Genomic DNA, 26,138 nt, shown 5'->3' with positions numbered 1-26,138 from the left:
GATGCGGCGGTTAGCCTGCATCTGCCTGTTTTATTTGAAGCATATGAGCGTGTTTGGTGGACCTATTGAATAGCCACACGTGGCTCGCAGATGAGTTAATCAATTAGATTTTTCGTTGTGTTATACATCTGCTCTGCATACTTGTCGATTTCATCCCGAGACATGCGTAAGCGAGCAACAGAGGTACCGTATCCAATTTCCTTGTGCCCCTCTTCTAATCCCTTGAAAATTCCGTCTGCGAAAGCATCCAATGGTTCTCCATGCGTATGCAGCCCTGCTCCACCCAGATCTGTACTTACTGCCGGAGGAGCAACTTCAATGACCTCTACAGACGTATCCGAAAGCTGGTGTCTCAGGCTGATTGTAAAGGAGTGAAGGGCCGCTTTGGTAGCTGAGTATATCGGAGCAATCGCAAACGGCGTAAAAGCTAAACCAGAAGTGACATTAATGATCGTGGCCTCTTCTTTGGCTGCAAGATAAGGAGCGAACAGCATGGATAGATGCAAAGGTGCCTCAATATTCGTTGTAATTTCTTTATTGAAATAACTCCAATCGTTCTTCACATCTGACTTGAGCACATTAAAACGCTGTTGAATTCCGGCATTATTGACCAATACATTTACTTCCGGATAGTTCACGGTTACCCAATCAAACAATGCCACACGCTCAGATTCAATACTCAGATCATTCACATACGTAATAAGGCCCGGGTGTGTTTCTTTTGCATGTTGAAGGGCAGCTTCGCGTCGTCCAGTAACAATGACTGTATTCCCGGCTTTTAAGAAGCGCTCTGCAAATGCTAATCCAATGCCAGCACTTCCGCCGGTAATGAGTACTGTATTTCCTGAAAGTTTCATTATAGTTGCTCCTCTTAGGTTTCTTTTTCTTCGTTTCTTTCCTGTATCTGATGGGTATAACGATTAATTTTAAAATCAATTCCCTTTAGGGATTCCTGCATCAATGAAATTTCATCCAGCACCGCTTGCTTGTGATTTTGCATCATTTCAAGCCTGGCCTCAAGGGTACAATTTCCTTCTATGATCCAGTCCATATATTGCTTAATTTGACTAATGGGCATATGCGTGTTTTTTAAGCGAACAAGGGTTTCCAATAAAGCCATCTGATCTTCTGAAAATAATCGTCTGCCAGCATCATCACGCTCAATCATGGGCAGAAGTCCCTTTTTCTCATAAAAACGTAATGTTGAATCTGGAATATTCAATTTGGCTGAAGCTTCACTAATGGAAAAATACTTCATGGTGGAGACCTCCAAATGGATGTTAACTCTGTCGACAGGTATAGCATACGACTTAAACCATGGTTTAAGTCAATAAGGTAAGATCATTTATTTTTGGATGTAATCAGTCTCACGGGTAAAGGGAATTTTTTATTATCAGATTTTCATATTGTATAGCTACTTAAATGAGATACAATGCTATTATAGGTAAGGGCATCCACTTGGATGCCTTTAAATATAGCAATGAAAAGGGTACATAAACACCGAAGGTGTCGACATTAATTTAAAGTGGTGAGTGGATGAAAGAATTGTATAGTCAGGTCAACCGAAAAACCTATTATATTTCCATGTTAACGCTCATTGCTCTTATGCTAGCCGGATTAATACTATCGACGACAGAATTAAACGGGATTACCTTGGGGTATGTGATCCATTTTTCATGTGTGGCCATTCTAGCGGTTTGTTTGTTGGTCTACCCCAAGCATGAAACCTATTTTTTCAGAAAGGTCATCATTTTATTTGGCTTTGCTTATTTCTATACCCTGTTTTTCTTATATCCAGAGACATGGACTACCTATATCCTCATTTGTCTTATTCCTTCACTTGCCATTCTGTTTTTTGATTTAAAATTGTTTTATTTCTCCATCATTGTGAATGGATTTTTAATATTGATTACGTTTGGTTATATCATTCTGATTGATCAAGGGAATGTATATTCATATTTACATCATGATATCCTAGGGAACCTCATTAATATTATAGCGAGCCAGGTATTATTATTTCTCATCTTCCATCTATCCTTTAGTCGTATGAAAAAGCAGCAGCTCTACCATGAGCAATTACAACAATCGGAGCGTCTAAAGATGATAGCCCATTTGACGGCAGCTGTAGCGCATGAGATTAGAAATCCAGTCACCGTTGTTCGAGGTTTTTTGCAGCTATACAGAGAAGATCCTGCATTTGATGATCCAATCAAAAACAAGTTCAAATTAATGATTGATGAGCTAAATACCGTTGAACAGATTACCTCCCAATTTCTAACCCTCTCCAAGCCTAATAAAGATCAGAAGCCGGAAAAAGTGGATGTGAAAGATGCTCTACAGAGCGTAACAGGTCTGGTCCGTTCCTATGCGATGTTATCTGATAATCAGATGAATATCGAGGCAGAGGAGAATTGCTTCATTTTTATTAATCCCATTGAGTTTAAGCAGTTGCTGATGAATTTAATTAAAAATGCTTTGGAAGCTTCAAATATGGGAAAACCTGTGACTGTGATTGCCAAAAGAAATCATCATTATATCGAGATCAGGATCATTGATGAAGGGAACGGAATGTCAGAGGATGAGGTGAAGTCACTCGGGACGCCGTTTTATTCATTAAAAAGTAATGGAACGGGACTAGGATTAATGATCTGTTTTAATATTGTAGAAAAATATGACGGGGAAATTAATTATGAGAGTATGAAAGGTGTGGGAACAACCGTTACGATTCGCTTCCTGGCGACGGATGGGGAGTGAAGTCATTTCAGATCCGCATTGGGGTTTGCAAGGATAGCCCCCATGTAAGGATATGCTTCTTCATAACCAAGCTAATATGATGGAGAATTGCGGTATTAGGACTTGAAATAATTGACATAATATCCCTTTACCAATATAGTGTATCTAATTACTTTGTAATTAAATGCTACGAAGAGGACAAGTAGATGCGGAAAAACCATTCAGAGAACTGGCGGTTGGTGCGAGGCAGTAGGTATCCGAATCCAAAATCACCTCAGAGCAGGCCTTCGAAATAATAGTAGACGGGCCCGGTATTCTACCGTTATATAGAAGCATCGTTGTTGGACGATGACAAAGAGGGTGTATTCAATCATACACCAATCAGGGTGGTAACGCGGAATAGACTCCGTCCCTAATGGGATGGAGTTTTTTGTGTTTTTATAATGATCGAGGAGGAATGGGTATGTGGCAAAAGTTTGGTGTAAAAGATCGAGTACTGCGTCAGAATATGTTTATGGCTGACGAAGTCCAGTACAATCTTATTCATCGTATTTGCGAGTCAGAGCGTTCAACCTGCCTAAAGGCTTCTAATGAAACAATGATCTTTGCCCAGTCAGAAGGGCACAACGCTTGGTTATGGATTTCCAAGGAACTTGCAGCTGAGGAAAAGAACAAGCTCCTGCAAGAACTTTTAGAAGTTATCAAGGGAACGGAGCTTCCTGGTATATCAGGTGACCGAACGACTGTTGATCACTTTGCTGACGTATATTCAGAGTCTAATGGGCTCCAATACGTTCCTTATATGATGATGGAATCCTACGTTTGTTCAGAGGCAAGGAAGCCAGTTCATGTAGAAGGTAATTTGCACCTAGCTACTAGACATCATTTGGAGACGGTTGCGGAATTTTTAGCTGGTTTCTCGGAAGGAGCTTATGGAGTTAAGGTTGAGCCATCTAGTCAAATTCAAGCAGCGGAGTCGATCATAGAGACAGGTAATTTGTATCTCTGGCTAGTAGATGGACACCCTGTATCCATGGCTAATATTGCACATCGTTCTCCAAGACATGCAAGAATTAATGCAGTATATACGCCGTATGCCTTTCGTAAGAAAGGATACGCTAGTGCAGTTGTGGCAGAATTATGTTCTATCCTTAAATCAGAGGGGTTAGATCCGATGCTTTATGCAGATTTGAAGAATCCTGATGCGAATAAGGTTTATCAAAATATAGGTTTTGTTGAAAGTGGTCAAGTAGCTGACATTAAATTCAAATAGGAGAAAAGCGATGTAGAGCATGACTTCACTGAGAGTCAATTTAGGCATATATAGTATTTTTTGTTTTGACTCTCAGTGGCATGCTGATCAGGAGTTTTGGTAAATCTTATCTATTACCCATTGGATTTCGGGATTGCCAAAGTTCGCATAAATGCTTCTATATTGTCTGTCAGAAAATCGCTATTTTCTAATCCAGCATGGGCAATCATGTTCTTAATATCCTCGACAAACTCAGACAAGCTGGTAGTAGAGGCGTTTACGAATCTGTTCTCCTGAGCGATATTTCCGGTTGATTTGGCTACGTCCTCTTGGTATTCCTTCAACCAGTCCTGATTAGTCGATGCATTTTTGGCGAAGCTCTGCAGAATGCTGTTCCAGTCTTTTCCGTTCACAATTGCGTCCTGGAGCTTGTCCAGCGTTTTCGGTTCGAATTTCTTCATCATATAGGTTAGATCGATATAATCATCTGGAGCCCCAACAGGTCTCTGAGGCGGTGTCTCGTAATGGATTTCTTTCGTCTCAGGATCTACGGTTCTGGTTGTGGAGATGGCGGCGATTTGACGAATCGTATTCATAAATTCCGTCGCTTTATCCCCTTTCATATAGTTGTCCGCGATATACTTTGCTTGAGTGAGACCCAATTCTAGTAATGCAGATCTTTCCTCTTCTCCGGTAACGTTAGTAATGAGATTGGATTGAATGATGCCATAGACAGCTTCCTTCACCTCTGAGGGTTGATCCGTGAGTAAGCGATTTAAGGAATCATTGATTTGAACGGTTCCAAAATATGTAGCGGAATGATTCACAATATCGGATGCTGCTAACTGTCTGGAAGCCGGACTGATTTCCACTGTGTCGTTGTTATGTGACAGTTCGGGTATCGTGCCTGTGACTAAGGACGGCTTATCCGCGCGTTGTTTCGATTGAATGTAGGCATTGAGGTCAAACGGAGTCGTACTTTGAACCTTCATAATAAAAACACCCCTATTCGTTTGATGTATTCCAAAAATTCACTTCTCTTCATACTATCGGAATATTATTCCATATTTTTAATATGATTGGACAAAAAAAGCAACAGGCATGTTGGAATCGCCCATTGCTTTTTCTCGCTCTGATTAACCTCCGTATATGCTGTAGGCAAAGTGATACACAATATCCGTATCATTTGCACTCGGACGACTCGTTACCTTCGCCAGCACACCACAAATATCATAATAATGCGTGAAGCTTATGGCTCCCGGCAAGTATTGACTTATGCTCCCGGTTGAAGGAGGCAGGGATAAGGTAGCAGTGAATTGACCGCTGCTGTTTGTCATAACCTTTGCACTCCGATATCTGTTGTTGCTGCCTTCGGTCCAATAATCATTCTCCCAAATGACTTCTACTTCTGCATTGGCTACCGCATAGTTATCTGATGTCGCGGCAACGCCAGTCACCGTAAAACTGGTTCCTGTTATACGGTAGTAGCGTCCATAAGTATATGTGGGGTAGTCATTCGGACCACCATTGGAGTTATAACCTGTGATCACGACTTTATCGGCTCTTAATACGGGCTGGAGGTGTAATGAATAGTTGTTATCCGAATAATTGCTTGTTGTATACACCCGCAAATAATATGTGCCCGTCCCTAGCGACACATTGCCATTGGTGGAGGGAACCAGTGCCATCCGATTATTGCTTAATGCACTATACAATTCCGCTTTATAGCCATTGCCTACAGAGGCTTGATCCAGATCGATATGCATGGCATCGTAATTTCTGCTTTCGGGAACCGTGATCTTATACCAATCCTGATCGATCTCCGAATTAATGGAACGGCTTGAAAGAGTAGAGCCACCAGTTGCTACCGTGAAAGGATAAGCATGAAGTGCATTCTCATCCGTCTCGTACGAATCATAGGTTGAGCTAGTTGAGACAGTTAGAGTGAATGGTTCATTGATGCTGCCTCCAACTGCGCCGTAGGCTTCAATTAAATAGGCTTTGGAACTGGCCGTGCTATTTTTCGTGCCGACATTTTCAGACAAGGTTCTGGATCCATTTCCGTAGTTATTGAGATACGTGCCATAGATGGAATAATCAATTGGAGTTGGGTTCAAATCACCAGTGACCATGTCAAATTCGTAGAGATATAGATCATAATCTAGCTGCGCTGATGCAGGATTATCCATTTGTACCTGTAGTATGCTTCCCGGTTGTACATAGATAGGGTATAAAAAGCTGGAGGTACCTTCTTGTTGGATGTAGCCCGTGTATGTATTAGTCTCTGCTGTGGCTGTAGCGATAACCGATTGCGGAGCCGAAATGAGTCCCTTTTGTAATTCTGAAGACGCGGTAGCCGATTCCAAATTGACAGATGCCTTTACCCGATGCTTCTTTAGTTTGGATGAATCGAGCTCAGAAGCAGCCTTGGTAAGTTCGAATATGATTTCTTCACTTGGCTGCAGTACCTGTTCTGCGACATGGGCATCAGGGTGAACTCCCGATTCGGCCATGTCATCGTCAGCAAACGCTTGAAAGCCAAAGGCAAAACTGAAAAGCAGATTTACGACGACAACCATAGACAGCGTCTTTTTCAAGGTTAAAACCTCCTCTGAATATAATAAATTTTTGCTACAATTGTATAATATACCAATTACGATGGTTTGTTAAGTGGTTATTATATGATGTTTTGAAGTTTCTTTGAACAGAATAGCTGTATTACTAGCTTACTATCCAAGGGTTCGAAGATATATTGTTTTGGAAGGTTCCTCTTCTTATATTTCATCGGCGTGTACCTTCTGGTTTATATAGTAGCAAGCTACAGTTTGCAAACCTCCATGCCGTGTTGAACGACTGTTTGGGGTTTGCTATAATGCACACAGGACGCAACGAAGAAGGGAGCCCGGTACGATGAAAAAGGCCAAACATACCTGTCCCTCCAATAGCAAGGCATTTGGCTTGGCATTGCAGGCCCTTGTATTCATGTCGGATAGTCCTAACCGCTATCCAAGTAACAATATCGCCGATCATTTATGCTCAGAAGCCACATTGATACGTCGAATATTAGCCAAACTCGCTCAAGAGAATATTCTGGAGGTTCGTGAAGGACGCGATGGAGGTTATCGCATGAAGCAGCCGCCGGAATTGGTGACACTGGCAGATATATATATGTCGCTTCAGACCGAGGCATCGCTGTGCGAAGGAATGCTGGATTCCACGGGTGAACACGCCTTTGGTATGCAGATGCATGATATGTTCAACGATATTACGGAAGAAATCAATGATAGCGTTTTGGAAATCCTGCGAAAATACACCATAGCCGACATGGCTAACAGGATGAGTCCGATAATGGAGAATTGACAACATCCCTATCCCACATATATACTGTGCTTATATTAGCACAGTTAGTGGTATATTTTTTTATCTTTAACTGTGTTAAAAAATACACAGTATAATATATGGGAGGCAAAACGGGATGGAGAGCGTAAAACAAGAGCAAAGCTTTATGGAAGTGGTGAAGGAAAGACGTTCTGTACGGAATTACGATCCTGCATTCAAGATGTCAGAGCAGGAATTGAAAGATATCCTGACTGAAGCAGCCCTTGCTCCATCTGGCGCGAATATGCAGCCATGGAAATTCATTGTCTTTAATGATCAGGCTCTGAAAGAACAATTACTTCCCATCGCGAACAACCAACAGCAGGTGGTAGACTCCTCGGCCGTTATTGCGGTGTTGGGGGACTTGGAATACATCAAACAGGTTGACTCCGTTTATGATGCTTCTGTAGAAGCAGGTTATATGACTAAAGAAATTAAGGAATCATTGGTTACCAATATGAAGGGTATGCTGGGAAGCATGGATGCTCAATATATCAAAGATGGCGTCATATTTGACTGTGGTTTATTATCAATGCAGTTCATGCTTGCCGCCAAAGCGCGAGGTTATGATACTGTTCCAATGGCTGGATACGATAAAAATAAATTCATTGAAGCGTTCGATATTCCCGAACGTTATGTTCCAACCATTCTCATTTCCATCGGCAAAGCCTCACAGCCGGGACATCCGACCACTCGACTGCCGATTGACGAGCTGACGTTCTGGAATGGCATCACAAAATAATGGAGGATTCTCCATGGGAGAGTCACGCCTTGAGGGTATACGTAGTTCCCTTTCTAGCTAAAAAGAATGACTAAAGCAAGGCATCTGCAAGACATCTTAGGCTGCCATTACGGCAGCCTTTTCATATTTCAGCATGAACATCGCGATGACGGTCAAATGATGGGTGATGCAGGCAGGGATGTCCCTTTGTATGCCGCAAACACACCAACCTACATCAACCAAATCTCGGTCCATATACTATTCCAACTCAATTTCTTTCACCGTCTCACCCTCAACCAGTACGGGCTGGTAATAGGTGTTGGTAGGCAAATCCTTTTTGCCTTGCAGTTTCTTGATGACCCAATCCGCTGCATCACGGCCCATTTGCTCTTGGGGGTGGGTTAACGTCGTAAGTTTGATGTTGGCGTTCTTGGCGATGTACGAATTGTCCTGACCAATAATGGATAACTCGTCCGGGATCGAAATCCCCAGCTTCCTACATGCATGTACGACCTCCAGCCCCACTTCGTCGTTGTAACAGACAAGGGATGTCAGCGCATCTCTGTTTTCCTCCAGGAACACTTCCAGATTGGTGGAGAGATCCGGCTTCGATGCCGTATCGAACGAGAGTACCTGCTCGGGATGAAAACGCAGCTTGGCTTCACCCAGCGCTTTGATGTATCCCTTCATCCGATACTTTCCTTGCAAGTCATCCATTTTCGCGATAATGCCGATCTGGCTATGTCCTTTGGCGATCAGCTCCCGGGTAGCAAGATAACTGGACTGCACGTCATCCAGACAGAAGAAAGGCACCTCCAGCTCTTCATAAAAGGCATTGATCATCGTGAACGGAACGTCCTGCTCTTTAAAGGAAAGATAATAAGCAATGTTGGGATTGTACAGATTGCTTTTGGTCGGTTCAACAATCAGCCCATCGACACCGTAAGCCAGCATCATTTCGAGCGCTTTTTTCTCTTGGGCAACGTCGTTATTCGTGCTGGCTAACAGCAACGAGTAATTATCTTCATTCAATCGGCCTTCAATGCCGCGGATGATGGAGGGGAAGATGTAATCGGAGATATACGTCGTGATGACGCCGATTGTTTTTTTCATCGTGTTCCCGCCGGTTCTGGATCGATACAGATTGCTCACATAGGTGCCGGAACCTTTCTCGCTTCTCAAAAATCCCTCGTTCGACAGCTCCAAAATGGCCTTCCGCACCGTCTGGCGACTCACGTTGTAGCTGTCCTGCAATGCGGACTCGGTAGGGATTTGTTCGCCCACACTATAGGTCCCCGACAGGATATTGCTCTTAATATCATCAATGATGACCTGATACTTTGGCTTCACACAGTCCACTTCTTTCATCGTTACTTATCTATAAAAAAACATCGTCATATCCATAGTTGTACGTACATATTTTATCATGATTCAAATGGAATGGAAATGCAACAGCAGTTTTTTTGAATTGAAACGTACAACTCCTATTACAAAGCAGAGATATGTACCTTACAACAAAGCCTGTTGAGTACAGAAATTAGATCATTTAGACGGTATATTTCAATTAATATAAGTATAACTATTATAAATTATTGACAAATGTACGTACAAAAAATATACTAAGGCTGTCAGAAAAGGAAAGCGCATTCTTTTCAATAAACCGGAATATGAATTCATTTCAATCATCCTAAGCCAAAACTATTTTTACTTTTACCTACTGTGGTCAGAGAGGGGACTACGTGATCATGAGTCATGTGGATATGAAAGAAGCGATTACCAAGGGAACAACTTCACTAGGCATCGAATTTGGATCGACACGGATCAAGGCGGTGCTGATCGACGAACGTTTCGAGACCATCGCGTCAGGCAGTTTTGAATGGGAAAACCTCCTGAAAGACGGATATTGGACGTACAACCAGGAGGATATTATCACAGGTCTTCAGACCGCGTATCGTGAAATGAAGCAAGACGTGGAACGGAAATACGGAATCACGTTGCAAACGGTAGGTTCCATCGGATTTTCCGCCATGATGCATGGATATATCGCATTGGATAGTGCGGGAGAACTGCTGGTACCGTTCCGGACGTGGCGTAACGCGACTACGGGGAAGGCTGCGAGAGAGCTTACGGATCTTCTTCAGTTCAATATCCCGGAACGCTGGAGCATCGCCCATTTATACCAAGCGATCTTGAACGAAGAGGCTCATGTGCCTCGCATCGACCACCTGACAACCTTGGCTGGCTACATACACTTGCTGCTGACGGGTAATAAAGCCATCGGTATTGGCGACGCTTCGGGCATTTTTCCAATCGATGAGTCTACGCATAATTATCACCCATCTATGATCAAGCAGTTCGATGAACGGATCGCAGACAAAGGCTATTCGTGGAAAGTCGAGGAACTTCTTCCCAAGGTGTGTCTCGCAGGTGAGAACGCTGGTGAGTTAACCGAAGCGGGAGCCAAGCTACTGGACCCTTCGAATGATTTGCAGTCAGGCATTCCGCTCTGTCCGCCGGAAGGTGATGCGGGAACGGGCATGGTGGCAACGAATAGCGTGAGAAAGCGTACGGGCAACATCTCCGTCGGCACGTCCGTGTTCGCGATGATCGTATTGGAAAAGGAATTATCCAAAGTGTATCCCGAGATCGATATGGTTACGACGCCGGACGGTAGCCCTGTGGGCATGGTTCACGCCAATAACTGCTCCAGCGACATCAACGCCTGGCTGGGCTTGTTCCGTGAATTTTCCGAGGCGATGGGATACGAAGTGGATACCGGCAAATTGTTCAGCGTGATGTTTAATAAGGCGTTGGAAGCCGACCCGGATGGTGGCGGCTTGCTGAGCTACGGATATTACTCAGGTGAAAACATTACGGGTCTCGACAAAGGCCGTCCATTGTTCGTCCGCTCACCGGAAAGCAACTTTAATTTGGCGAATTTCATGCGCACGCATTTATTCACTGCTTTCGGTGCACTCAAGCTTGGCATGGATATTTTGACGAAGAACGAGCATGTGGCAATTGACAGCATTTTGGCTCATGGAGGTCTGTTCAAGACCCCTGTTGTCGGACAGCGGATCGTAGCTGCAGCGATGAACGTGCCGGTGTCAGTGATGTCTACAGCGGGTGAAGGCGGTGCATGGGGAATGGCGCTTCTGGCCTCGTACATGATCAACAAGGATCAGCAGGAGAGCCTGGATGTGTTCCTTGAGCAGAAGGTCTTCCATGATGTTGAGGGTGAGGAAGTTGCACCGGATGCATCGGATGTCAAAGGATTTGAAGCTTTTATCGAACGTTACCGGAAGGGCCTCGCGATTGAGCAGGCGGCGGTAGATCATCTGGTAGAGAACGGGAGGGGCTAACACATGTTAGAACAACTGAAAGAAGAGGTCTATGAGGCGAATCTGGAGCTTCCTAAGCACGGACTGGTGAAGTTCACATGGGGTAATGTCAGCGCGATGGATCGGGATAGCGGTCTGTTTGTCATCAAACCGAGCGGTGTCAGCTATGACAAGATGAAACCAAGCGACATGGTTGTGGTCGATCTGGACGGTAATGTGGTAGAGGGCGAAATGAGACCTTCTTCTGATACCGCCACTCACGCGGTACTGTACAAACATTACCCGGAAATCGGCGGTATCGTGCACACCCATTCCACTTGGGCGACCATCTGGGCGCAAGCCGGATTGGACGTACCTGTGATGGGAACGACGCATGCTGATACCTTCTATGGTGCCGTACCTTGTGCCCGTTTCTTGAACCAGGGAGAGATCGATCGCGGCTACGAAGCGGAGACAGGCCATGTCATTATCGAGACGTTTGAACAGCGCGGACTGGATGTGATGGCGATCCCGGCTGTTCTGCTTCATGGTCATGCACCGTTCACATGGGGCAAAGACGCCAAGTCGGCGGTGGTGAACAGCGTCGTGCTGGAGGAAGTGTGCAAAATGAACCTGTATGCGCGGCAATTGAATAACTTTGCCAAAGAACTGCCACAAGGCATTTTGGATAAACACTATTTGCGTAAACACGGAAAAGACGCGTACTACGGGCAGAAGTAATTAGTACTGACCTTATGTAGTGCCTGATTTTTACACGGTAACGGAGAGTGCAGAACCAATCTGAAGAAGCGGAGCGCTCGCGTTTATCACAGGATTTTCCCTTTAAAAAAGGGTTCAAAAAATCCGGGGATAACCAGCGATCGGAAGATGGTACTGCAATCGGAGCAGTAAGTGTAAACCCATATGTTCGACTATAAAAATGAAATGAGGATGATTACATGTCAACAACAGCAGCTAAACAGTTTTGGTTCGTCGTAGGTTCACAGCATCTGTACGGGGAAGAAGCACTGGGCGAGGTTAAAGCCAACGCACAGAAAATCACGGATGCTCTCAATGCAAGTGGCGTGCTGCCATACCCGCTCGTATTGCAGGATTTGGCGGTAAGCGCAGATAAAATCACGAGCATCATGAAAGAAGTGAACTATCGTGACGAAGTGGCGGGTGTGATCACCTGGATGCATACGTTCTCACCTGCAAAAATGTGGATTCGGGGTACGAAATTGCTGCAAAAACCGTTGCTTCATCTGGCGACACAATTTAATGAAAGCATTCCTTGGGCGACGATCGACATGGACTTTATGAACCTGAATCAAGCGGCTCACGGTGACCGCGAATATGGTTTCATCAATGCACGCCTGAGAAAACAAAACAAAATCGTTGTTGGCTACTGGGAGCGCCCAGAAGTGCAGCAGCAGGTTGCGGATTGGATGGACGTAGCGGTTGCCTATAACGAAAGCTTCAACATCAAGGTTGCTCGTTTTGGCGACAACATGCGCAACGTGGGCGTGACCGAAGGAGATAAAGTGGAAGCACAGATCCAATTCGGATGGACAGTTGATTATTTCGGTATCGGCGACCTTGTGCAATACGTGAATGTCGTAACAGAGCAAGAAATCGATGATCTGATCGCTCAGTATGCGGAGCTGTATGAATTCGATTATGGCACAAACAGCAAAGAAGCTTGGGAAGCTAGCGTACGTGTACAAGCAAGTTATGAAATTGCGATTAAACGTTTCCTGGACGAAGGTGGATACAGTGCCTTCACCACCAACTTCGAAGATCTGCATGGTATGAAGCAGCTTCCGGGTCTGGCTGTACAACGCCTGATGGCCCAAGGGTATGGTTTCGCAGGTGAAGGCGATTGGAAAACGGCTGCACTCGACCGCCTGCTTAAAGTTATGGCCCATAACGAAAACACGGGCTTCATGGAGGATTACACGTACGAAATGGCGGCTGGTCAAGAGGCGATCCTTCAATCCCATATGCTTGAAGTTGACCCGACACTCGCCAGCAATAAACCGAAAATCATCGTGTCCCCACTGGGTATTGGCGATCGTGAAGATCCTGCACGTCTCGTATTCGACGGCAAAGCAGGAGAAGGTGTCGTGGTATCCATGGCAGACTTCGGTACGCATTACAAACTGTTAATCAACGAAGTATCCGCATTTGAACCGACGGTTCCAGCGCCTAATCTGCCAGTAGCCCGTGTACTGTGGAATGTGAAGCCCAACTTCCAGGATGGGGTCAGAGATTGGATCGAGAATGGCGGCGGTCACCATACCGTAGTTTCCTTGAACCTGACAACAGACCAGATTGTTACTTATGCTAAATTGGTGAACCTGGAGTACGTTGTGATTAAATAAGTTTTGTTATTCATGAACTCATACAAATTCTTTCCTTATGGCCGGGGGATTCCCCGGCCCTTTATCTTGCTCTGAGACGCATGGTATTTGGTCAGAAACGGATCTTGTGCTCTCTCCAAGACAAAGGATAATGTTAGTACCGTCGTCTACGTTCTATTTTGCTATAATAGCCCAAAGGAGGTTATCCATTAATGATGCATACCCAAGAAAGTTTACTCCACCAACTGCGCAAGCTCGGTATCGACGACCAAGGAACGCTGCTCATTCACTCTTCCATGAAAAGCATGGGCGAAGTCGAAGGCGGCGCGGATACGGTGTTGGATGCATTGACCGAGTATATGAAGGAAGGACTGCTGGTGCTGCCAACGCACACATGGTCCACGATCAATGCGGACAATCCGATGTTCCACGTGGAATCTTCACCCTGCTGCGTCGGTATTCTGCCTGAGCTGTTTCGCAAACGGCCTGACGTAGTACGTTCTTGGCACCCTACACATTCGGTAGCTGCTCTGGGACGGGATGCCGAAGCATTTACGAAGGACGATCATCTTTTTGATACACCATGTGCCAGAGGCTCTGCCTGGGGTAAGCTGCTTGATCGGAAGGCCACCATCCTTTTGGTCGGCGTTGATCTGAGGAGGAACACGTTTATCCATGGCATCGAAGAATGGGTGGACATCCCGGGCAGGTTAACGGATGAGCCTGAGATGTTAAGCACAGTTTTACCCGATGGAACCGAGATTTCGGTACCTTCACGTAGACATTGCGGATTGTCGTGGTCGGAGCACTTTTGGAAAGTGGATGACGTTCTTGAGCGTAAAGGAGCAATGCGTAAGGGGCAGCTTGGTGATGCAGTCGTCAGAGTATGCGATGCGGCGATGTTGACAGAAGTAATCACGGACATGCTGGAAGATAATCCGGATTTGTTCTCGGACAATTTACCTTTGGAAGCGATGTACGAATGAGGAGTGGGCCGTCCGGTGACGGAGGGCTCTATATACGCATTTCCGTACCTCCTACGACAGCTAACAAGGTCTTCTTCCCTCCCGGTTTGCATCCAAACGTTCAAATTCTTTCACGAAAACGCAAAAATTGCGAAAAATTCAATCAGAGGTTGGCTGGATTGCCATTGTATGGGCTACTCAGTCCAGTAGCGGTATGATAAGATGTGGTTAATTTAACCAATAGCACATTGTAGGAATATCTTTTATAGGTTTATCGAAGGTTCACATTAGCGTAAGCAGCGTTATGAAATACCCCAGTTCAATACTATCCTCGTTGTCGCATGCAAAAAGGAGAAGATTCGTGAGCCCATTAGTATGGTATGATCTCTTTCTATTCGTCCTATTGTTTGGTGTATACGTATATGTTTTTGCTACAGTTAGAATTACGAACTTACATAAGGTTTACTTTTTGTTTCATGGGTTGATGATGCTGTGGCCATTCTGTCAGTTTGCGAGTACGTTGACGGATGATCCCGGCTTGCAGTTGTTCTATGTTACGTTATCTTTTGTCGCGGTTTCCTTGCTCGGGGGCGGTTGGCTGCTGCTTACCATCTTTATTACTGGTGAGGCGGAGCGATTAGGCAAAATAAGATCCTTCCTGCTATTTATTCCCGCGGTTATTGGCGCTGTAGGCGTGGTCCTGAACCCGTGGAGCTGGTTTGTAACTCCGCTGGAAGGCGGTTATGTTGAGCGGGCCTATGGACCCTGGTTCTGGGTTGTCATGGCTGTACTCGTGAGCTACTTTGTGACTTCCCTCTTTATTTTGTTCCGGGCACTTTATTCTTCACGAACGTCCACCATGATTAAAAACCAGGTGAAAGTTACGCTATGGGGCATATTCGTGCTGGCTGTTTTTGCAACCATCGACGCTCTGCTTAATGTAGTTCTAAGAGCGTATTTACCCTTCATTATTCCCGGACTGACGTCGCTGGGGATTTTCCTGTCTGACCTTTTCTTCGTTTATGTGATTAAAAGATACAATGTGTTCGATCTCGTTTCCATCGCCCATGAGGATGTGATCAATACCATTCCTTACGGCATCCTTGTATTGGATGAGAATGAGATGATTATTGAATTGAACAAAGCCTCCCGATCCTTCATGGATCTGCATGTGGGGGATTCTTTTGATATGGAAGCATTTCTGAATTCTGTTCGTGTAGAGGGCAGCAGTCAGACGTTTCTGGATCAGTATAAACAAAAGGACAATATCCTGTCTCAAATTGAAATTATCACGCAGCGCGACATTATGCGTCATTATATTCTCCAATCGTCTCCGATTGTGGATTCTTCTCGTAAACCTATTGGTCATATCGTTACGTTCCAGGATGTCTCTCAAGAGCGCTTCTATGTCAAAGAAATGAATCGACAGAATGAGACGCTTCAGGAGCGCAATCATGCCCTGGATCGCATTCGTCTGGAGTTGTCCGAGGCCAATCGCAAGCTGGAGGAACTCGCTCTAACGGACAGTCTAACCAACTGCTACAACCGCCGTTACCTGACCCAACACCTGAATCACGAGGTCATCACCAACATTCAATACAAAACACCGTTTTCACTCATACTCCTGGATATTGATTACTTCAAAGCGATCAATGATCGCTACGGACATGTCATCGGGGATGAAGTGCTGCAACGCACCGCTCAGGCCGTCAAAGAATCCATTCGGAGTACCGATATTCTAACGCGATATGGCGGGGAGGAATTTATGATCTACCTTCCGCATACCGAACGCCAGTTAGCCCAACAAATAGCGGAACGCGTGAGATTAGCGGTGGAGTCGAACCTCATTGTGGTGGATCATGAGATCGAACAGGTGTCTATTACGATTAGCATAGGGATTTTGTCTATTGAGGATTTTGAATGTGAGCATGTACCGGACAATCCGGAGGGGTATTTGATTCAGCTGTTCGCTGCGGTAGACAAGGCGTTGTATCAGGCGAAGCAGAATGGCCGTAATCGGATTGAGTTTGGGGAGTTTGAGCGGGTTGTTCTGTGAGAATATTTAATTGAATTGTGGATATAATGGTTATATAATTTAAAAAACGTCCAATTTTTAAAAATAGAAAGGTGATTTTATGAAGTATGAGAAGTTATCTAAGCTATATTATAAATTGGATCATGAGTCGTATCATATTGAATTAAACAAAAGAAAAGAAAGCTACGGTAGTTACCTAACAGGATTAATGATCAGAGGGTTTAGAAAAGGACAGCAACTACCAGAATCTTTCGAGCTGTTTTATGTAAATACTCATCAATTAATGACTCTGAATAATCAGGTCTTATTAAATAGCTCCCAAATTTCTCTGCTTATTAGTAAGCTGCCTGATTTTATAGTAAAACCTTATTTTGATAAGCTTATTATTAATGAGGCTCAGAGTAACAACGAAATTGAAGGAATACGTAGCACAAAGAAGGAATTACAAGACGCTTTAAATGAAGTGGGAAAGTCGGAGCCTAAAAACAAGAGATTTCAGGGACTCATGAAAACATATCGCTATATGGATCAAATCAAGCCTTTTGAACATGTTCACGATTTTAGGACATTATATGACGATCTAGTGGCAGATGAAATTAAACTCGAGGACATTCCTGATGGTGATTTGTTCCGTAAAGGTCATGTCGAAATAAATGATGGCTTTGTTACAACACATATTGGTGTAAGTTCTGAGAAAAATATTGTTGAAGCCTTGGGAGCACTCGTTAATTATCTAAAAGATGAATCACATCCCCCACTATATCGGTACATGGTTGCTCATTATTATTATGAGTACATTCATCCATTTTATGATGGTAATGGACGAACAGGCCGCTTAATAGTGGGAAGTTATCTATCCCATTATTTGGATAAGTATACAGCTATAACATTTTCTTATGCCGTAAATAGGGATAAACCCAAGTATTATAAGGCATTAGAGGAAATAGCTTTTCCTTTGAATCAAGGAGATATGACGTTTTTCTTAATCCATATGCTTGAATTACTCTCCAGTGGACAGAGTGGGATTATTGAAGATCTCGAAATAAACCTAATGAAACTGGAGAGAATTAAGGAATATATGAATAGCGATCGATGGGAAGAATATAAAGATGAACGAAACATATTATATTTAATCGTTAGCATTAATGTATTTGTAGCGGATAAAATGATCTTGTCTGTGCAAAATTTAATGGAACTGTCTAATATGTCCAGACATATGATCAACAAAGTCATGGATTATTTAGTTCAAGAGGGATATGTTAAATTAGTAAGTAAAAAACCAAAATCGTATCAAGTTTGTGATGGTTGTATTGAAACGATTTTATCTACATGAATTTTTAAGCTCTTTCCTGAAAGCCTGGAAAGGGCTTATTTTAGTCTGAAAATCTAAATATACATTATTATAGGCATTATCGGCTCTGATGTGTATAACCCTCTTCAGCAAAGCTGGCTGATTAATTTAGGTCATTTATCTACTTAGAAAGAGAACAGCCATAAGCTAAAGCTTAGCTTCAAAAAGCATTCTTCAACTCGTTTATGATTTTTTTCATAATTTCAATTTGGTTCTTCTTAAGCTCGTTAATGACTACAGAGTATTCATCAATTGCATTACGTCGTAGTGAGATTTCTTCATCCTCATCTATAGCAATGAATACATCAGAAGTTGAGACTTTTAGAGCTGTAACAATTTTTTCCAAGGTATCAATAGAAAAATTTCTTTCCCCACGCTCCACAGAACCTATATATGCATCATCGAGTCCCGAGTGCTCTGCAAGTTGTTGTTGTGTCCAACCCTTCGCCTTTCGAATTTCTCTAATCCGTTCTCCAACTGAATTCCGTAATGTTGACATATTAACCACCTCTCCTAAAGGTTAGGAGAGTATCGTTGTAAATAGCAGAGATATAAAGGCGGTAAAATATATTGAAAAAGCTGCGATTAAGTACTATATTTATTTTATTGTACTACTTCTTTGGAGTTTCTAAAAGGAAAATAATTAATTAAGCTGTGATATTACGGAATTAGCATACTTCTTATCCTATCCCAAATTAGAGGAGGAAACATTTTGCGAGCATCTATCCTAAAATCACTCAAACCAGACATCATTGTTGAAATGTTGGACATGGCTGTGGCTTTTGAAAATTGGAAAAAGGTGATGGAGAGGGCGGACATGTTATATCAATGTGTGCAGTCTATCCATGAAGAGCGGCAGGAGTATCAGTCAAAGGGAGTGCATGCACCAGATATACACATTGAGCGTCCCTTGGTCTACTATTACGGGTTCAGTCATTTGATGCGGGGTATGGCTCACCAGAAGATGGGACAGGTGGATCAGGCGCGGGCGTGTATCGACCAGTATGCAGAACTAGGATGGATGGAAGAGCTGGATGAGGCGGGAATGCAGGTAGTTCAGGAGTTTAGGCATCGAGCACAGGTGAATCGGTATGCGCTGGAGATTAATGCGGGGCATGCAGAGCTGCTGGAGGAGTATGTGAATTTTCTGCTAGGGCACCCAGATGAATGTATAGCAGGTCTGAGAACGATTGTGGGGCGGCGGTCCGGTATCGATGGCAGATTGATCGAGTTTTACATATGATTGCGAGTCAGGTTCAAGGTAGTGGCAGAGAAATAGATTCTTCAAACAACGATCATATGTACCATTACTGTTTTCACCGGGCTTTATACGAACAAGGGATGGGGAGGCAAAAGAAAGCGGTGGAGTTCATTTTGCAGGCGCTCAGGTTAGCGGATGAGCTTGAGATGAATCCGTATTTCAAAAAATGCGCAGCACTACTAGAATCGTTGCGGGAAGATGCGACAGTGGAGCAGATTGGGCGGTATCGGGCTTTTTTGGAGGAGATAGGGTAAGGGGGATTTGCTGGTGATAAGTGCTTTGAAATGGGTAAATGCATATAGGACCATAGCACCGATGAGTGGTACAGCTTATGTTTTAGAAATGGTCAAATCAGGATGTTAGCCGGATGGTCTGTCATACAAACTTCTGCTAACATTGGTTAATCCTATTTTAAATGAGCGGAGAAACGTATGAGTACAATCAAAGTAACCCCTGAGCAACTACATCACGTATCGAATCAGGTGGATCAGGCCAAACAACAGTTGGAGCATATACGTGGTGATCTGACGAGACAGATCATGTTCATTCAGATGATGTGGATGGGTGCGACGCAGGAGCGGTTTTACTATGAGTTTGAGCAATCGCGCCCTATACTGGATAAAGCGCTGGAGAGTATGGTGAACACATCCAAGGAATTGAAGGACATCGCTACGCGCTTCCAGGATGCAGATGCTCAGTTGGTAAGTCTGGGTGGTGCAACTGGAGCAGTCGGTGCCGCGGCTATGATGACCAAATCAGCAGGTGATTCAAGCTCGGGTGATAAGGGCTATCGGATGGCATATAACTCTATGTTTGGAAGATGGATGCCTGTGAACGAGAAAGGTGTTACGGATCAGGCTGCCCTTCAGGCTTATGAGAAGGATCAGGGAAATCTGGACTTTAATCGCATGCAAGCTGTGAAGGTTGAACCGCCTGGGGAAGATATATTTACACTACAGATCAAGGCATTTCAGAATGGAATACATCCCTATACAGGTGAATCTGTCTCTGATTCTTATGCTCAAACCATGGTTACCTCTCTAAAATTTGCCCAAGTGTTTATGGCGATCCAGATGGTTCGCGGGAGCATGCCGGGCGGCAAGGGGCCATTTCGCTTACCATCATCTAGTCCAGCCGTGACGAAAATTAAGAAGAATATGGAGGCTGCTAAAGAGAAGACAGGTAAGGACCAGGGCATAGGTTCTAATGGAAAGATAGAAGCTAATAAAAAATTCTCTGATATGAATGTAGATGAACAATTAGCTATATCAAAACGATATGCTCAAACTGCTCCAATTGAGATTCCTGAAAGTGCGAATATGAAAGCTAAATCAATGAATGATGGCTATGAACAGATAACCTATAAATGGAGTGACGAGACATATAAGTATGAAGTTAGATGGCACACTAGAACATCTGGTGCCCCTATTGACCAAGGGAACACGTGGGTAATTCAAAGAACAATTCCGGGTAATGGGGGCAACAGGCCACAGTCTTTTTACAAGATTGGAGAAAGCGAGTGGGTTGAGGGGTATAAGTGGTATGATGCAATAGCTGCACGAAAAGCAGGTACTGCTACGCCGGAACAAGTCAGGATTTTAGATCAAGGACATTGGAAGGAGTAATACGATGAAAGAAGAACTAGTTAATGATTCCTTTTATGTTGGATTTGAAGGGCAACCCGAGATATTAATTCTTTTTGAGAACCCTATCGAAAGGAATATTCTGAAAATGTGGAATGGATATTTTGAGACATTATTAGATCTTATGTGCCAGTATGAGTCTACAGACAATGGTATTCTACAAGGATACTATGCCCATGAAGGTTGGTATGAGGAAAGTCCATGGGAAATACAGGACCTTGATTCAGCTATTCATTTATTTAATTCCTTCAATGTGAGTAAAGTAACTGGTGAGCAAATAGAGAATGTTAAGAATATTGTTCCTACTCTCCCAGAAGTAGCACATCAGATATCAACATTTTTAGAACTAGCCAAAACGAACGGTTGCAGCGTGTATATTGAATACGACTGATTGAAATCAAGGAACATACTTTCAAACGATAACGCAGTTACCAGGGCTGTATTTTTAGTCGTTACCTTGTATACGTAACTCTAAATAGGTTTAATAAAAATTATATCGAGCCTGTTCAAAACTGGACACGCTAGGAAATTCTTATGTGAAGGTAATTTGCTGCGGTTATTTAGAAGTTGCTGAATTAATAGATCAAGGATTAGATGAAGCAATTCAATACATCGATCTTTACGACCGAAAATAAAATTCTTTGAGCAAGGCGGGAGTTTTACCATAAGACAAGGCGAAATGGTTGTAAGTGGTGCAGCATCCTCATAAGTATTAGAGACATCTAAATATTTCAGTACAAGATATTAGCGACATCGCTATATAGAGAGTTGATAAGGAATGATAATAGATGAACTAAAATTAAGTGCTAGTATTTTAAATCAAGATTTCTATAAATAAAAGCGACAACGACCGATTGAACTCTTTTCAGAGTTAATCGATTGTTGTCGCTTGTTAACAAGTGGAAAGATTAGATAAAAAAACTGAAATTAAGCTATAAAAATAAGAGATTTTTATACAGGCATTGCAAACAAAATTTCCTCAATGTCAAGCTTACTCAATGCCCTTGCTCGTTGGTTGATATGTCTGTAATTTGTAAAATCCCCATAATGACTAGAAATATGGTCATTACAATAAGAGCAGACCCAATCCAGAGCATTGTTTTTCTGTTTTGACTACTAATTTCCAGAGCTCGTCCACGAATAATAAAAATAATGCCTACGACCAGCAATACCACACTTATTATAATCATCAACGTTCTCCCTCATAATTTTTTTTGATTATTCTTAGTCTATAACATTAAACCCATCTAAATCATTATATTATAAGTTAAAGTTTTAAAATATAGAAAAAGCGAAGCCGGAGCTTCGCTTTTTTGTACTTAATACTTAAAAGTGATTTTTGATTCCTTTAACTACAAAATCAGCAGTACTTGAGAGATCCTTGGTATTATCCAACCAACCTTCAATGATTTGTCCAATCTCAATCAATGTTTTCTGGCTCGCGCGTGTTGTATCTCGTAGAATTGCAAAGTTCCCTTCGTGCGCCACTGTACCATATTCCTTAGCAATGGCCTGGGCGAATGCTTTGGACGCTACTGTACCTTCTTGATAGAATGGACCAATTCTTCCTTTGTAAGTGTTAACGTGGATACTTATCAATGCCGATACAGCGGGCATATTTTGATTGATATAATTAACGCGTTTATTAATATCATCATCAGCATTAGTTCCACCAAAGTCTTTATCGGTAGTTCGAGTCATATAGACCTTTGCACCTTCTGCTTCAAGCTTGTTCTTAAGGATATTACTAAAATTTAGAGTTACTGTTTTTTCTTTACGACTTCCAGAAGTTACACCGTCATACTTGCCACCATGTCCTGGATCAATAATAAAACTTTTTCCGCTTAAACTCATATAATTAACCACCTTTTGTTATGATAAGACATCCTGTTCAGGATTGCCTCTCACATATAAGGGAAATCAAAAAACATTTTATACAACCAGTGATTTTTTATTATTAAATTATTTAGGTTACAGGGAGATAAGGATACACCTGTCAATTTAAAATTGTATATTTATTTGCTTTACAGTTTAGAAGTCTAGATAAACTTCTAGTTATTGGATTCTATAGCTTTCTAAATATGATGAAAAATGCTATAATAAAATAAGAACAAATGTTCTGTTTTTGGTTGTAATTTCAATTTCATACTTCCCTATATATTAAGTAGAACAAATTAAAATAATAAAAGGGGATGAGGAATGAAACAATCACAACCACAAACAACATACGAACGCTATAAGACAGAAGTTTATCGTATTGGTTGGAGAGTGCAATATCGTGCTAAAAAAGTAAAACAACGTGAGTGCTCTATTAATGATATTGAATTCCTTGGGGGGAGTTTCATAACAAACTTGGAGAATAAAATTATGGTAGAGCAACTATTGCAATCGTTACCTCCCCAAGGCAAGACTATCCTACACAAAGTTTACATTGAAGGTCATACTGAAGCAGAAGTTGCACAGCATTTAAATATGAGTCAACAGGCGGTGAACAAATGGAAGAAAAGGATGCTCAAACAATTATCCCAGAGGATGAATTCGTTGAACTAATTGTTGCAGCTAAAACTCAGGATTCTACAGCTATTATTAAATTGATTGAATTATTTGAAGATGATATTAAGCGTTTGAGTAAGTTTATTTATTTACCTGATGAAGATGCGTTTGCAGAAATAACAACAGAATTTTTAGAGTTTGTTATGCAAGGAGAACTGTACAATGATTAAGTTCCCTTACGTAATGAGGTATTCAATACCCTTAGTCAGAACACTCTTTTAAAAGCGTTCGGGCTAAAGGGTTCCTTTAAGAAAATATATTTAAGATGCAGCATGTTGGCATCCAAAACTGAACAAGAACTATATTATAAAGATACATATAATTTCGTTGGGAAGATTGTTAATTTATACAGAAGAAATAAAAATATTTCAGGTCTATGAACTGACCAAAATTATGATAATAGTCCGATCCTTAGATATGAGTTGTACCAATTCGATAAATGCAATGCCGAAGGATACTTTTTATTGAACAAATTAATCTTTCAGCCCTATAACCGGGTTATCTATCTGACATAAACTAGCGTATACTGATGGAATAGCAAATATCTTCAAATTGCATATTTAAATTGACCCATATTATTGATACACTAGATCAAGGTTATATTCATTCAGAGAAGGGGCGGGCCTGTTCAAGAATGGGGCTTGCTGCAATGCCAAATCGATAACGCTTACATCCTTTTGGCAAATATAGGATATAAGGACGGTAGACATGAGCCAGGGACAAACGAGTACAGATGTTATCTTGATTGGTGCCGGAATTATGAGTGCAACTTTGGGAACTTTGCTTAAACAATTGGCACCAGACTGGAATATTAAGGTTTTTGAGAAGCTCGCCAGTGCGGGGGAGGAAAGCTCCAACGAATGGAATAATGCCGGAACCGGGCATTCTGCATTGTGCGAACTTAACTATACCGTTGAACGACCAGACGGATCCGTAGATATTAGCAAAGCCATTACGGTGAATGAGCATTTTCAAATCTCAAGGCAATTTTGGTCCTATCTCGTCAAAAGCAATCTGATTCGTAATCCGCGGGACTTCATTATGCCGCTTCCTCATTTGAGTTATGTACATGGAGAGCAGAATGTCCTGTTTCTAAAAAGACGCTTTGAAGCGTTAGCAAAACATCCGTTGTTCGTGGGTATGGAATTCTCGGATAATAAGAAAAAACTGGCGGAATGGATTCCGCTGATGATGAAAAACCGCACGGGCAATGAACCGATTGCAGCCACCAAAATTGACTCCGGTACGGATGTTAACTTTGGTGCTTTAACGCGTATGCTAATGGAACACTTGAAGAAACAAAACGTGGATATCCACTACCAACATAGCGTGAAGAATATGAAACGCACAAGCAATGGATCTTGGGAATTAGCCGTGAAAAATCTGAAGAGCGGAACCGTCGAACGGCACACCGCGCAATTCGTCTTTATCGGTGCGGGTGGCGGAAGCTTGCACTTGCTGCAAAAATCCGGCATTCCAGAAGGCAAACATATTGGCGGCTTCCCGGTGAGCGGCATCTTCATGGTGTGCAAAAACCCGAAAGTCGTGGAGCAGCACCATGCCAAAGTATATGGAAAAGCTTCGGTGGGTGCTCCACCGATGTCTGTTCCGCATCTGGACACCCGATTTATCGAGAATCAAAAATCGCTATTATTTGGACCGTTTGCCGGATTCTCGCCAAAATTCTTAAAGACGGGCTCCAATGCCGACTTGATTACGTCCGTGAAGCTGCACAACTTGCTCACGATGCTCGCGGCAGGCGTCAAAGAAATTTCATTAACGAAATACCTGATCCAACAGCTCATGTTATCCAAGGAACAACGTATGGCCGAATTGCGTGACTTTGTTCCTGACGCCAAGAGCGATGATTGGGATATGGTGCTGGCGGGCCAGCGTGTGCAGGTGATTAAGGATACGGCTCAAGGCGGCAAAGGAACGCTTCAGTTCGGCACGGAGGTAGTCACTGCGGCGGATGGCTCGATTGCAGCATTGCTTGGTGCTTCACCGGGTGCATCGACTGCTGTTCACGTGATGCTGGAGATCCTCCAGAAGTGTTTCCCGCAGCATATGGATGCGTGGGAGCCAAAGATTAAGGAAATGGTTCCTTCCTATGGTAAATCACTTGTAGAGAACCTCGATCTTCTGAACCAGGTTCATGCTTCAACCGCTCGAGTGCTTGGGCTGACGGCTGAGAAATCAGTCGTTCGGATGTAACGAGCTGTATGTTTCCTCTTCTATAGTGGGTGTGATAAAGAGCTAAGCCGGCTAAAAACCGCGCTTAGCTCTTTTTTAAAATGACCTTCAGTTGTATGCTGCTCTTCTGTTCAGAACTACTCCACGCAAGTCAGAGCATTTCTTTTAATTTAACCAGTCGTAATACTTTCGCCCTGTTGGGAGATCGTGGAATCTGAGATGATGGGTTCATCAAAGGTTCGGGTCACGAACTTCGGACCTTTGGCCTTCAGGCTATGGCGATCCTTCCTTCTAACTTCATTGGCGAACTTAGGGTCGCCGCTTTCCTGAAGATCTCAATTCAGAGAGGAGGCGTCCAGGCTATCATATT

The 26,138-nt window shown here is 42.9% G+C and carries 24 protein-coding genes and 1 other annotated feature; of the genes, 17 read left to right on the top strand and 7 right to left on the bottom strand.

What is annotated here, in order from left to right:
• Window positions 1-95: 95 nt before the first annotated feature.
• Both Q0V21_RS21695 and Q0V21_RS21690 read right to left on the bottom strand, forming a co-directional pair.
• On the bottom strand, window positions 96-857 hold the full coding sequence (locus tag Q0V21_RS21695; RefSeq protein ID WP_079348353.1) for an SDR family oxidoreductase: 762 nt from the start codon (window positions 855-857) through the stop codon (window positions 96-98).
• A 14-nt stretch (window positions 858-871) separates the two neighbouring features.
• The gene (locus Q0V21_RS21690) at window positions 872-1,258 is read right to left on the bottom strand and encodes a MerR family transcriptional regulator (protein WP_079348351.1); all 387 of its coding nucleotides are present in this window, start codon (window positions 1,256-1,258) and stop codon (window positions 872-874) included.
• A gap of 278 nt (window positions 1,259-1,536) precedes the next feature.
• Between Q0V21_RS21690 and Q0V21_RS21685 the strand changes: the two genes are divergently transcribed.
• Complete coding sequence (locus Q0V21_RS21685) at window positions 1,537-2,754, top strand: sensor histidine kinase (protein WP_301880576.1); 1,218 nt, start codon at window positions 1,537-1,539, stop codon at window positions 2,752-2,754.
• 159 nt (window positions 2,755-2,913) lie between these two features.
• Window positions 2,914-3,150, top strand: a binding site (T-box leader).
• A gap of 46 nt (window positions 3,151-3,196) precedes the next feature.
• A complete protein-coding gene (locus tag Q0V21_RS21680; protein WP_301880575.1) occupies window positions 3,197-4,006 on the top strand; it encodes a GNAT family N-acetyltransferase in 810 nt (269 codons plus the stop codon).
• Window positions 4,007-4,119: 113 nt separating this feature from the next.
• Here Q0V21_RS21680 and Q0V21_RS21675 read toward each other — a convergent pair whose 3' ends face one another.
• Both Q0V21_RS21675 and Q0V21_RS21670 read right to left on the bottom strand, forming a co-directional pair.
• Window positions 4,120-4,977, bottom strand: a complete 858-nt coding sequence (locus tag Q0V21_RS21675) for a hypothetical protein (RefSeq protein ID WP_301880574.1) — start codon at window positions 4,975-4,977, stop codon at window positions 4,120-4,122.
• A gap of 144 nt (window positions 4,978-5,121) precedes the next feature.
• Window positions 5,122-6,582: a hypothetical protein gene (locus tag Q0V21_RS21670; protein ID WP_301880573.1), complete on the bottom strand. Its 1,461-nt coding sequence runs from the start codon at window positions 6,580-6,582 to the stop codon at window positions 5,122-5,124.
• A gap of 313 nt (window positions 6,583-6,895) precedes the next feature.
• Between Q0V21_RS21670 and Q0V21_RS21665 the strand changes: the two genes are divergently transcribed.
• Window positions 6,896-7,345, top strand: coding sequence for an RrF2 family transcriptional regulator (locus tag Q0V21_RS21665; protein WP_079348341.1), 450 nt, complete (start codon window positions 6,896-6,898; stop codon window positions 7,343-7,345).
• A gap of 115 nt (window positions 7,346-7,460) precedes the next feature.
• Complete coding sequence (locus Q0V21_RS21660) at window positions 7,461-8,105, top strand: nitroreductase family protein (RefSeq protein WP_079348339.1); 645 nt, start codon at window positions 7,461-7,463, stop codon at window positions 8,103-8,105.
• Between the two features lie 237 nt (window positions 8,106-8,342).
• Here Q0V21_RS21660 and Q0V21_RS21655 read toward each other — a convergent pair whose 3' ends face one another.
• On the bottom strand, window positions 8,343-9,434 hold the full coding sequence (locus tag Q0V21_RS21655; protein ID WP_079348514.1) for a GntR family transcriptional regulator: 1,092 nt from the start codon (window positions 9,432-9,434) through the stop codon (window positions 8,343-8,345).
• 395 nt (window positions 9,435-9,829) lie between these two features.
• Between Q0V21_RS21655 and Q0V21_RS21650 the strand changes: the two genes are divergently transcribed.
• The 6 genes from Q0V21_RS21650 (at window position 9,830) to Q0V21_RS21625 (ending at window position 18,100) form a co-directional block, all read left to right on the top strand.
• Window positions 9,830-11,446 (top strand): xylulokinase, encoded by a 1,617-nt coding sequence (locus Q0V21_RS21650; RefSeq protein ID WP_079348337.1) that lies wholly within the window; start codon window positions 9,830-9,832, stop codon window positions 11,444-11,446.
• A 3-nt stretch (window positions 11,447-11,449) separates the two neighbouring features.
• Window positions 11,450-12,145, top strand: coding sequence for an L-ribulose-5-phosphate 4-epimerase (locus tag Q0V21_RS21645; protein WP_024629599.1), 696 nt, complete (start codon window positions 11,450-11,452; stop codon window positions 12,143-12,145).
• Window positions 12,146-12,363: 218 nt separating this feature from the next.
• The gene (araA, locus tag Q0V21_RS21640; protein WP_301880572.1) at window positions 12,364-13,788 is read left to right on the top strand and encodes an L-arabinose isomerase; all 1,425 of its coding nucleotides are present in this window, start codon (window positions 12,364-12,366) and stop codon (window positions 13,786-13,788) included.
• 194 nt (window positions 13,789-13,982) lie between these two features.
• A complete protein-coding gene (locus tag Q0V21_RS21635) occupies window positions 13,983-14,753 on the top strand; it encodes an AAC(3) family N-acetyltransferase (protein WP_079348512.1) in 771 nt (256 codons plus the stop codon).
• Window positions 14,754-15,093: 340 nt separating this feature from the next.
• Entirely contained in the window at window positions 15,094-16,788 is a 1,695-nt protein-coding gene (locus Q0V21_RS21630; RefSeq protein ID WP_079348335.1) for a histidine kinase N-terminal 7TM domain-containing diguanylate cyclase, read from the top strand.
• Window positions 16,789-16,867: 79 nt separating this feature from the next.
• Entirely contained in the window at window positions 16,868-18,100 is a 1,233-nt protein-coding gene (locus Q0V21_RS21625; RefSeq protein ID WP_079348334.1) for a Fic family protein, read from the top strand.
• Between the two features lie 178 nt (window positions 18,101-18,278).
• On the opposite strand, the gene Q0V21_RS21620 is transcribed toward Q0V21_RS21625, so the two are convergent.
• Window positions 18,279-18,617, bottom strand: a complete 339-nt coding sequence (locus tag Q0V21_RS21620) for a helix-turn-helix domain-containing protein (RefSeq protein WP_079348333.1) — start codon at window positions 18,615-18,617, stop codon at window positions 18,279-18,281.
• Window positions 18,618-18,830: 213 nt separating this feature from the next.
• Here Q0V21_RS21620 and Q0V21_RS21615 point away from each other — a divergent pair, with 213 nt between their 5' ends.
• From Q0V21_RS21615 to Q0V21_RS21600, 4 genes are all read left to right on the top strand, one after another.
• Window positions 18,831-19,361, top strand: a complete 531-nt coding sequence (locus tag Q0V21_RS21615; protein WP_301880571.1) for a hypothetical protein — start codon at window positions 18,831-18,833, stop codon at window positions 19,359-19,361.
• A 119-nt stretch (window positions 19,362-19,480) separates the two neighbouring features.
• A complete protein-coding gene (locus tag Q0V21_RS21610; RefSeq protein ID WP_301880570.1) occupies window positions 19,481-19,633 on the top strand; it encodes a hypothetical protein in 153 nt (50 codons plus the stop codon).
• Window positions 19,634-19,810: 177 nt separating this feature from the next.
• Window positions 19,811-21,004, top strand: a complete 1,194-nt coding sequence (locus Q0V21_RS21605; RefSeq protein WP_301880569.1) for a WXG100 family type VII secretion target — start codon at window positions 19,811-19,813, stop codon at window positions 21,002-21,004.
• 4 nt (window positions 21,005-21,008) lie between these two features.
• Complete coding sequence (locus Q0V21_RS21600) at window positions 21,009-21,413, top strand: hypothetical protein (RefSeq protein WP_079348329.1); 405 nt, start codon at window positions 21,009-21,011, stop codon at window positions 21,411-21,413.
• A gap of 935 nt (window positions 21,414-22,348) precedes the next feature.
• Here the strand turns inward: Q0V21_RS21600 and Q0V21_RS21595 are convergent.
• Window positions 22,349-22,876 (bottom strand): N-acetylmuramoyl-L-alanine amidase family protein, encoded by a 528-nt coding sequence (locus Q0V21_RS21595; protein ID WP_024629607.1) that lies wholly within the window; start codon window positions 22,874-22,876, stop codon window positions 22,349-22,351.
• Between the two features lie 345 nt (window positions 22,877-23,221).
• Here Q0V21_RS21595 and Q0V21_RS21590 point away from each other — a divergent pair, with 345 nt between their 5' ends.
• The 3 genes from Q0V21_RS21590 to Q0V21_RS21580 all read left to right on the top strand — a co-directional run bounded on the left by Q0V21_RS21590 (window position 23,222) and on the right by Q0V21_RS21580 (window position 25,789).
• Complete coding sequence (locus Q0V21_RS21590) at window positions 23,222-23,572, top strand: RNA polymerase sigma factor (protein ID WP_301880568.1); 351 nt, start codon at window positions 23,222-23,224, stop codon at window positions 23,570-23,572.
• Window positions 23,518-23,745: a helix-turn-helix domain-containing protein gene (locus Q0V21_RS21585; protein WP_024629609.1), complete on the top strand. Its 228-nt coding sequence runs from the start codon at window positions 23,518-23,520 to the stop codon at window positions 23,743-23,745. Before Q0V21_RS21590 ends, Q0V21_RS21585 begins: the two co-directional genes overlap by 55 nt.
• A gap of 538 nt (window positions 23,746-24,283) precedes the next feature.
• Entirely contained in the window at window positions 24,284-25,789 is a 1,506-nt protein-coding gene (locus tag Q0V21_RS21580; protein WP_079348323.1) for a malate:quinone oxidoreductase, read from the top strand.
• Window positions 25,790-26,138: the final 349 nt, after the last annotated feature.

The organism is Paenibacillus sp. 11B (assembly GCF_030487755.1).
GTDB lineage: Bacteria > Bacillota > Bacilli > Paenibacillales > Paenibacillaceae > Paenibacillus > Paenibacillus vandeheii.
Note: the sequence above shows the minus strand (reverse complement) of the source record. Positions and strands in the feature narration are given on the sequence as shown.

Excerpts from the sequence above, each read along its gene's own strand:
- Q0V21_RS21645 (WP_024629599.1), top strand. The coding sequence starts at position 11,450 with ATGTTAGAACAACTGAAAGAAGAGGTCTATGAGGCGAATCTGGAGCTT.
- Q0V21_RS21675 (WP_301880574.1), bottom strand. The coding sequence starts at position 4,977 with ATGAAGGTTCAAAGTACGACTCCGTTTGACCTCAATGCCTACATTCAA.
- araA (WP_301880572.1), top strand. The coding sequence starts at position 12,364 with ATGTCAACAACAGCAGCTAAACAGTTTTGGTTCGTCGTAGGTTCACAG.
- Q0V21_RS21600 (WP_079348329.1), top strand. The coding sequence starts at position 21,009 with ATGAAAGAAGAACTAGTTAATGATTCCTTTTATGTTGGATTTGAAGGG.
- Q0V21_RS21620 (WP_079348333.1), bottom strand. The coding sequence starts at position 18,617 with ATGTCAACATTACGGAATTCAGTTGGAGAACGGATTAGAGAAATTCGA.
- Q0V21_RS21590 (WP_301880568.1), top strand. The coding sequence starts at position 23,222 with ATGAAACAATCACAACCACAAACAACATACGAACGCTATAAGACAGAA.
- Q0V21_RS21635 (WP_079348512.1), top strand. The coding sequence starts at position 13,983 with ATGCATACCCAAGAAAGTTTACTCCACCAACTGCGCAAGCTCGGTATC.
- Q0V21_RS21680 (WP_301880575.1), top strand. The coding sequence starts at position 3,197 with ATGTGGCAAAAGTTTGGTGTAAAAGATCGAGTACTGCGTCAGAATATG.
- Q0V21_RS21690 (WP_079348351.1), bottom strand. The coding sequence starts at position 1,258 with ATGAAGTATTTTTCCATTAGTGAAGCTTCAGCCAAATTGAATATTCCA.
- Q0V21_RS21605 (WP_301880569.1), top strand. The coding sequence starts at position 19,811 with ATGAGTACAATCAAAGTAACCCCTGAGCAACTACATCACGTATCGAAT.
- Q0V21_RS21580 (WP_079348323.1), top strand. The coding sequence starts at position 24,284 with ATGAGCCAGGGACAAACGAGTACAGATGTTATCTTGATTGGTGCCGGA.
- Q0V21_RS21660 (WP_079348339.1), top strand. The coding sequence starts at position 7,461 with ATGGAGAGCGTAAAACAAGAGCAAAGCTTTATGGAAGTGGTGAAGGAA.
- Q0V21_RS21625 (WP_079348334.1), top strand. The coding sequence starts at position 16,868 with ATGAAGTATGAGAAGTTATCTAAGCTATATTATAAATTGGATCATGAG.
- Q0V21_RS21595 (WP_024629607.1), bottom strand. The coding sequence starts at position 22,876 with ATGAGTTTAAGCGGAAAAAGTTTTATTATTGATCCAGGACATGGTGGC.
- Q0V21_RS21585 (WP_024629609.1), top strand. The coding sequence starts at position 23,518 with ATGGAAGAAAAGGATGCTCAAACAATTATCCCAGAGGATGAATTCGTT.
- Q0V21_RS21650 (WP_079348337.1), top strand. The coding sequence starts at position 9,830 with ATGAGTCATGTGGATATGAAAGAAGCGATTACCAAGGGAACAACTTCA.
- Q0V21_RS21695 (WP_079348353.1), bottom strand. The coding sequence starts at position 857 with ATGAAACTTTCAGGAAATACAGTACTCATTACCGGCGGAAGTGCTGGC.
- Q0V21_RS21665 (WP_079348341.1), top strand. The coding sequence starts at position 6,896 with ATGAAAAAGGCCAAACATACCTGTCCCTCCAATAGCAAGGCATTTGGC.
- Q0V21_RS21685 (WP_301880576.1), top strand. The coding sequence starts at position 1,537 with ATGAAAGAATTGTATAGTCAGGTCAACCGAAAAACCTATTATATTTCC.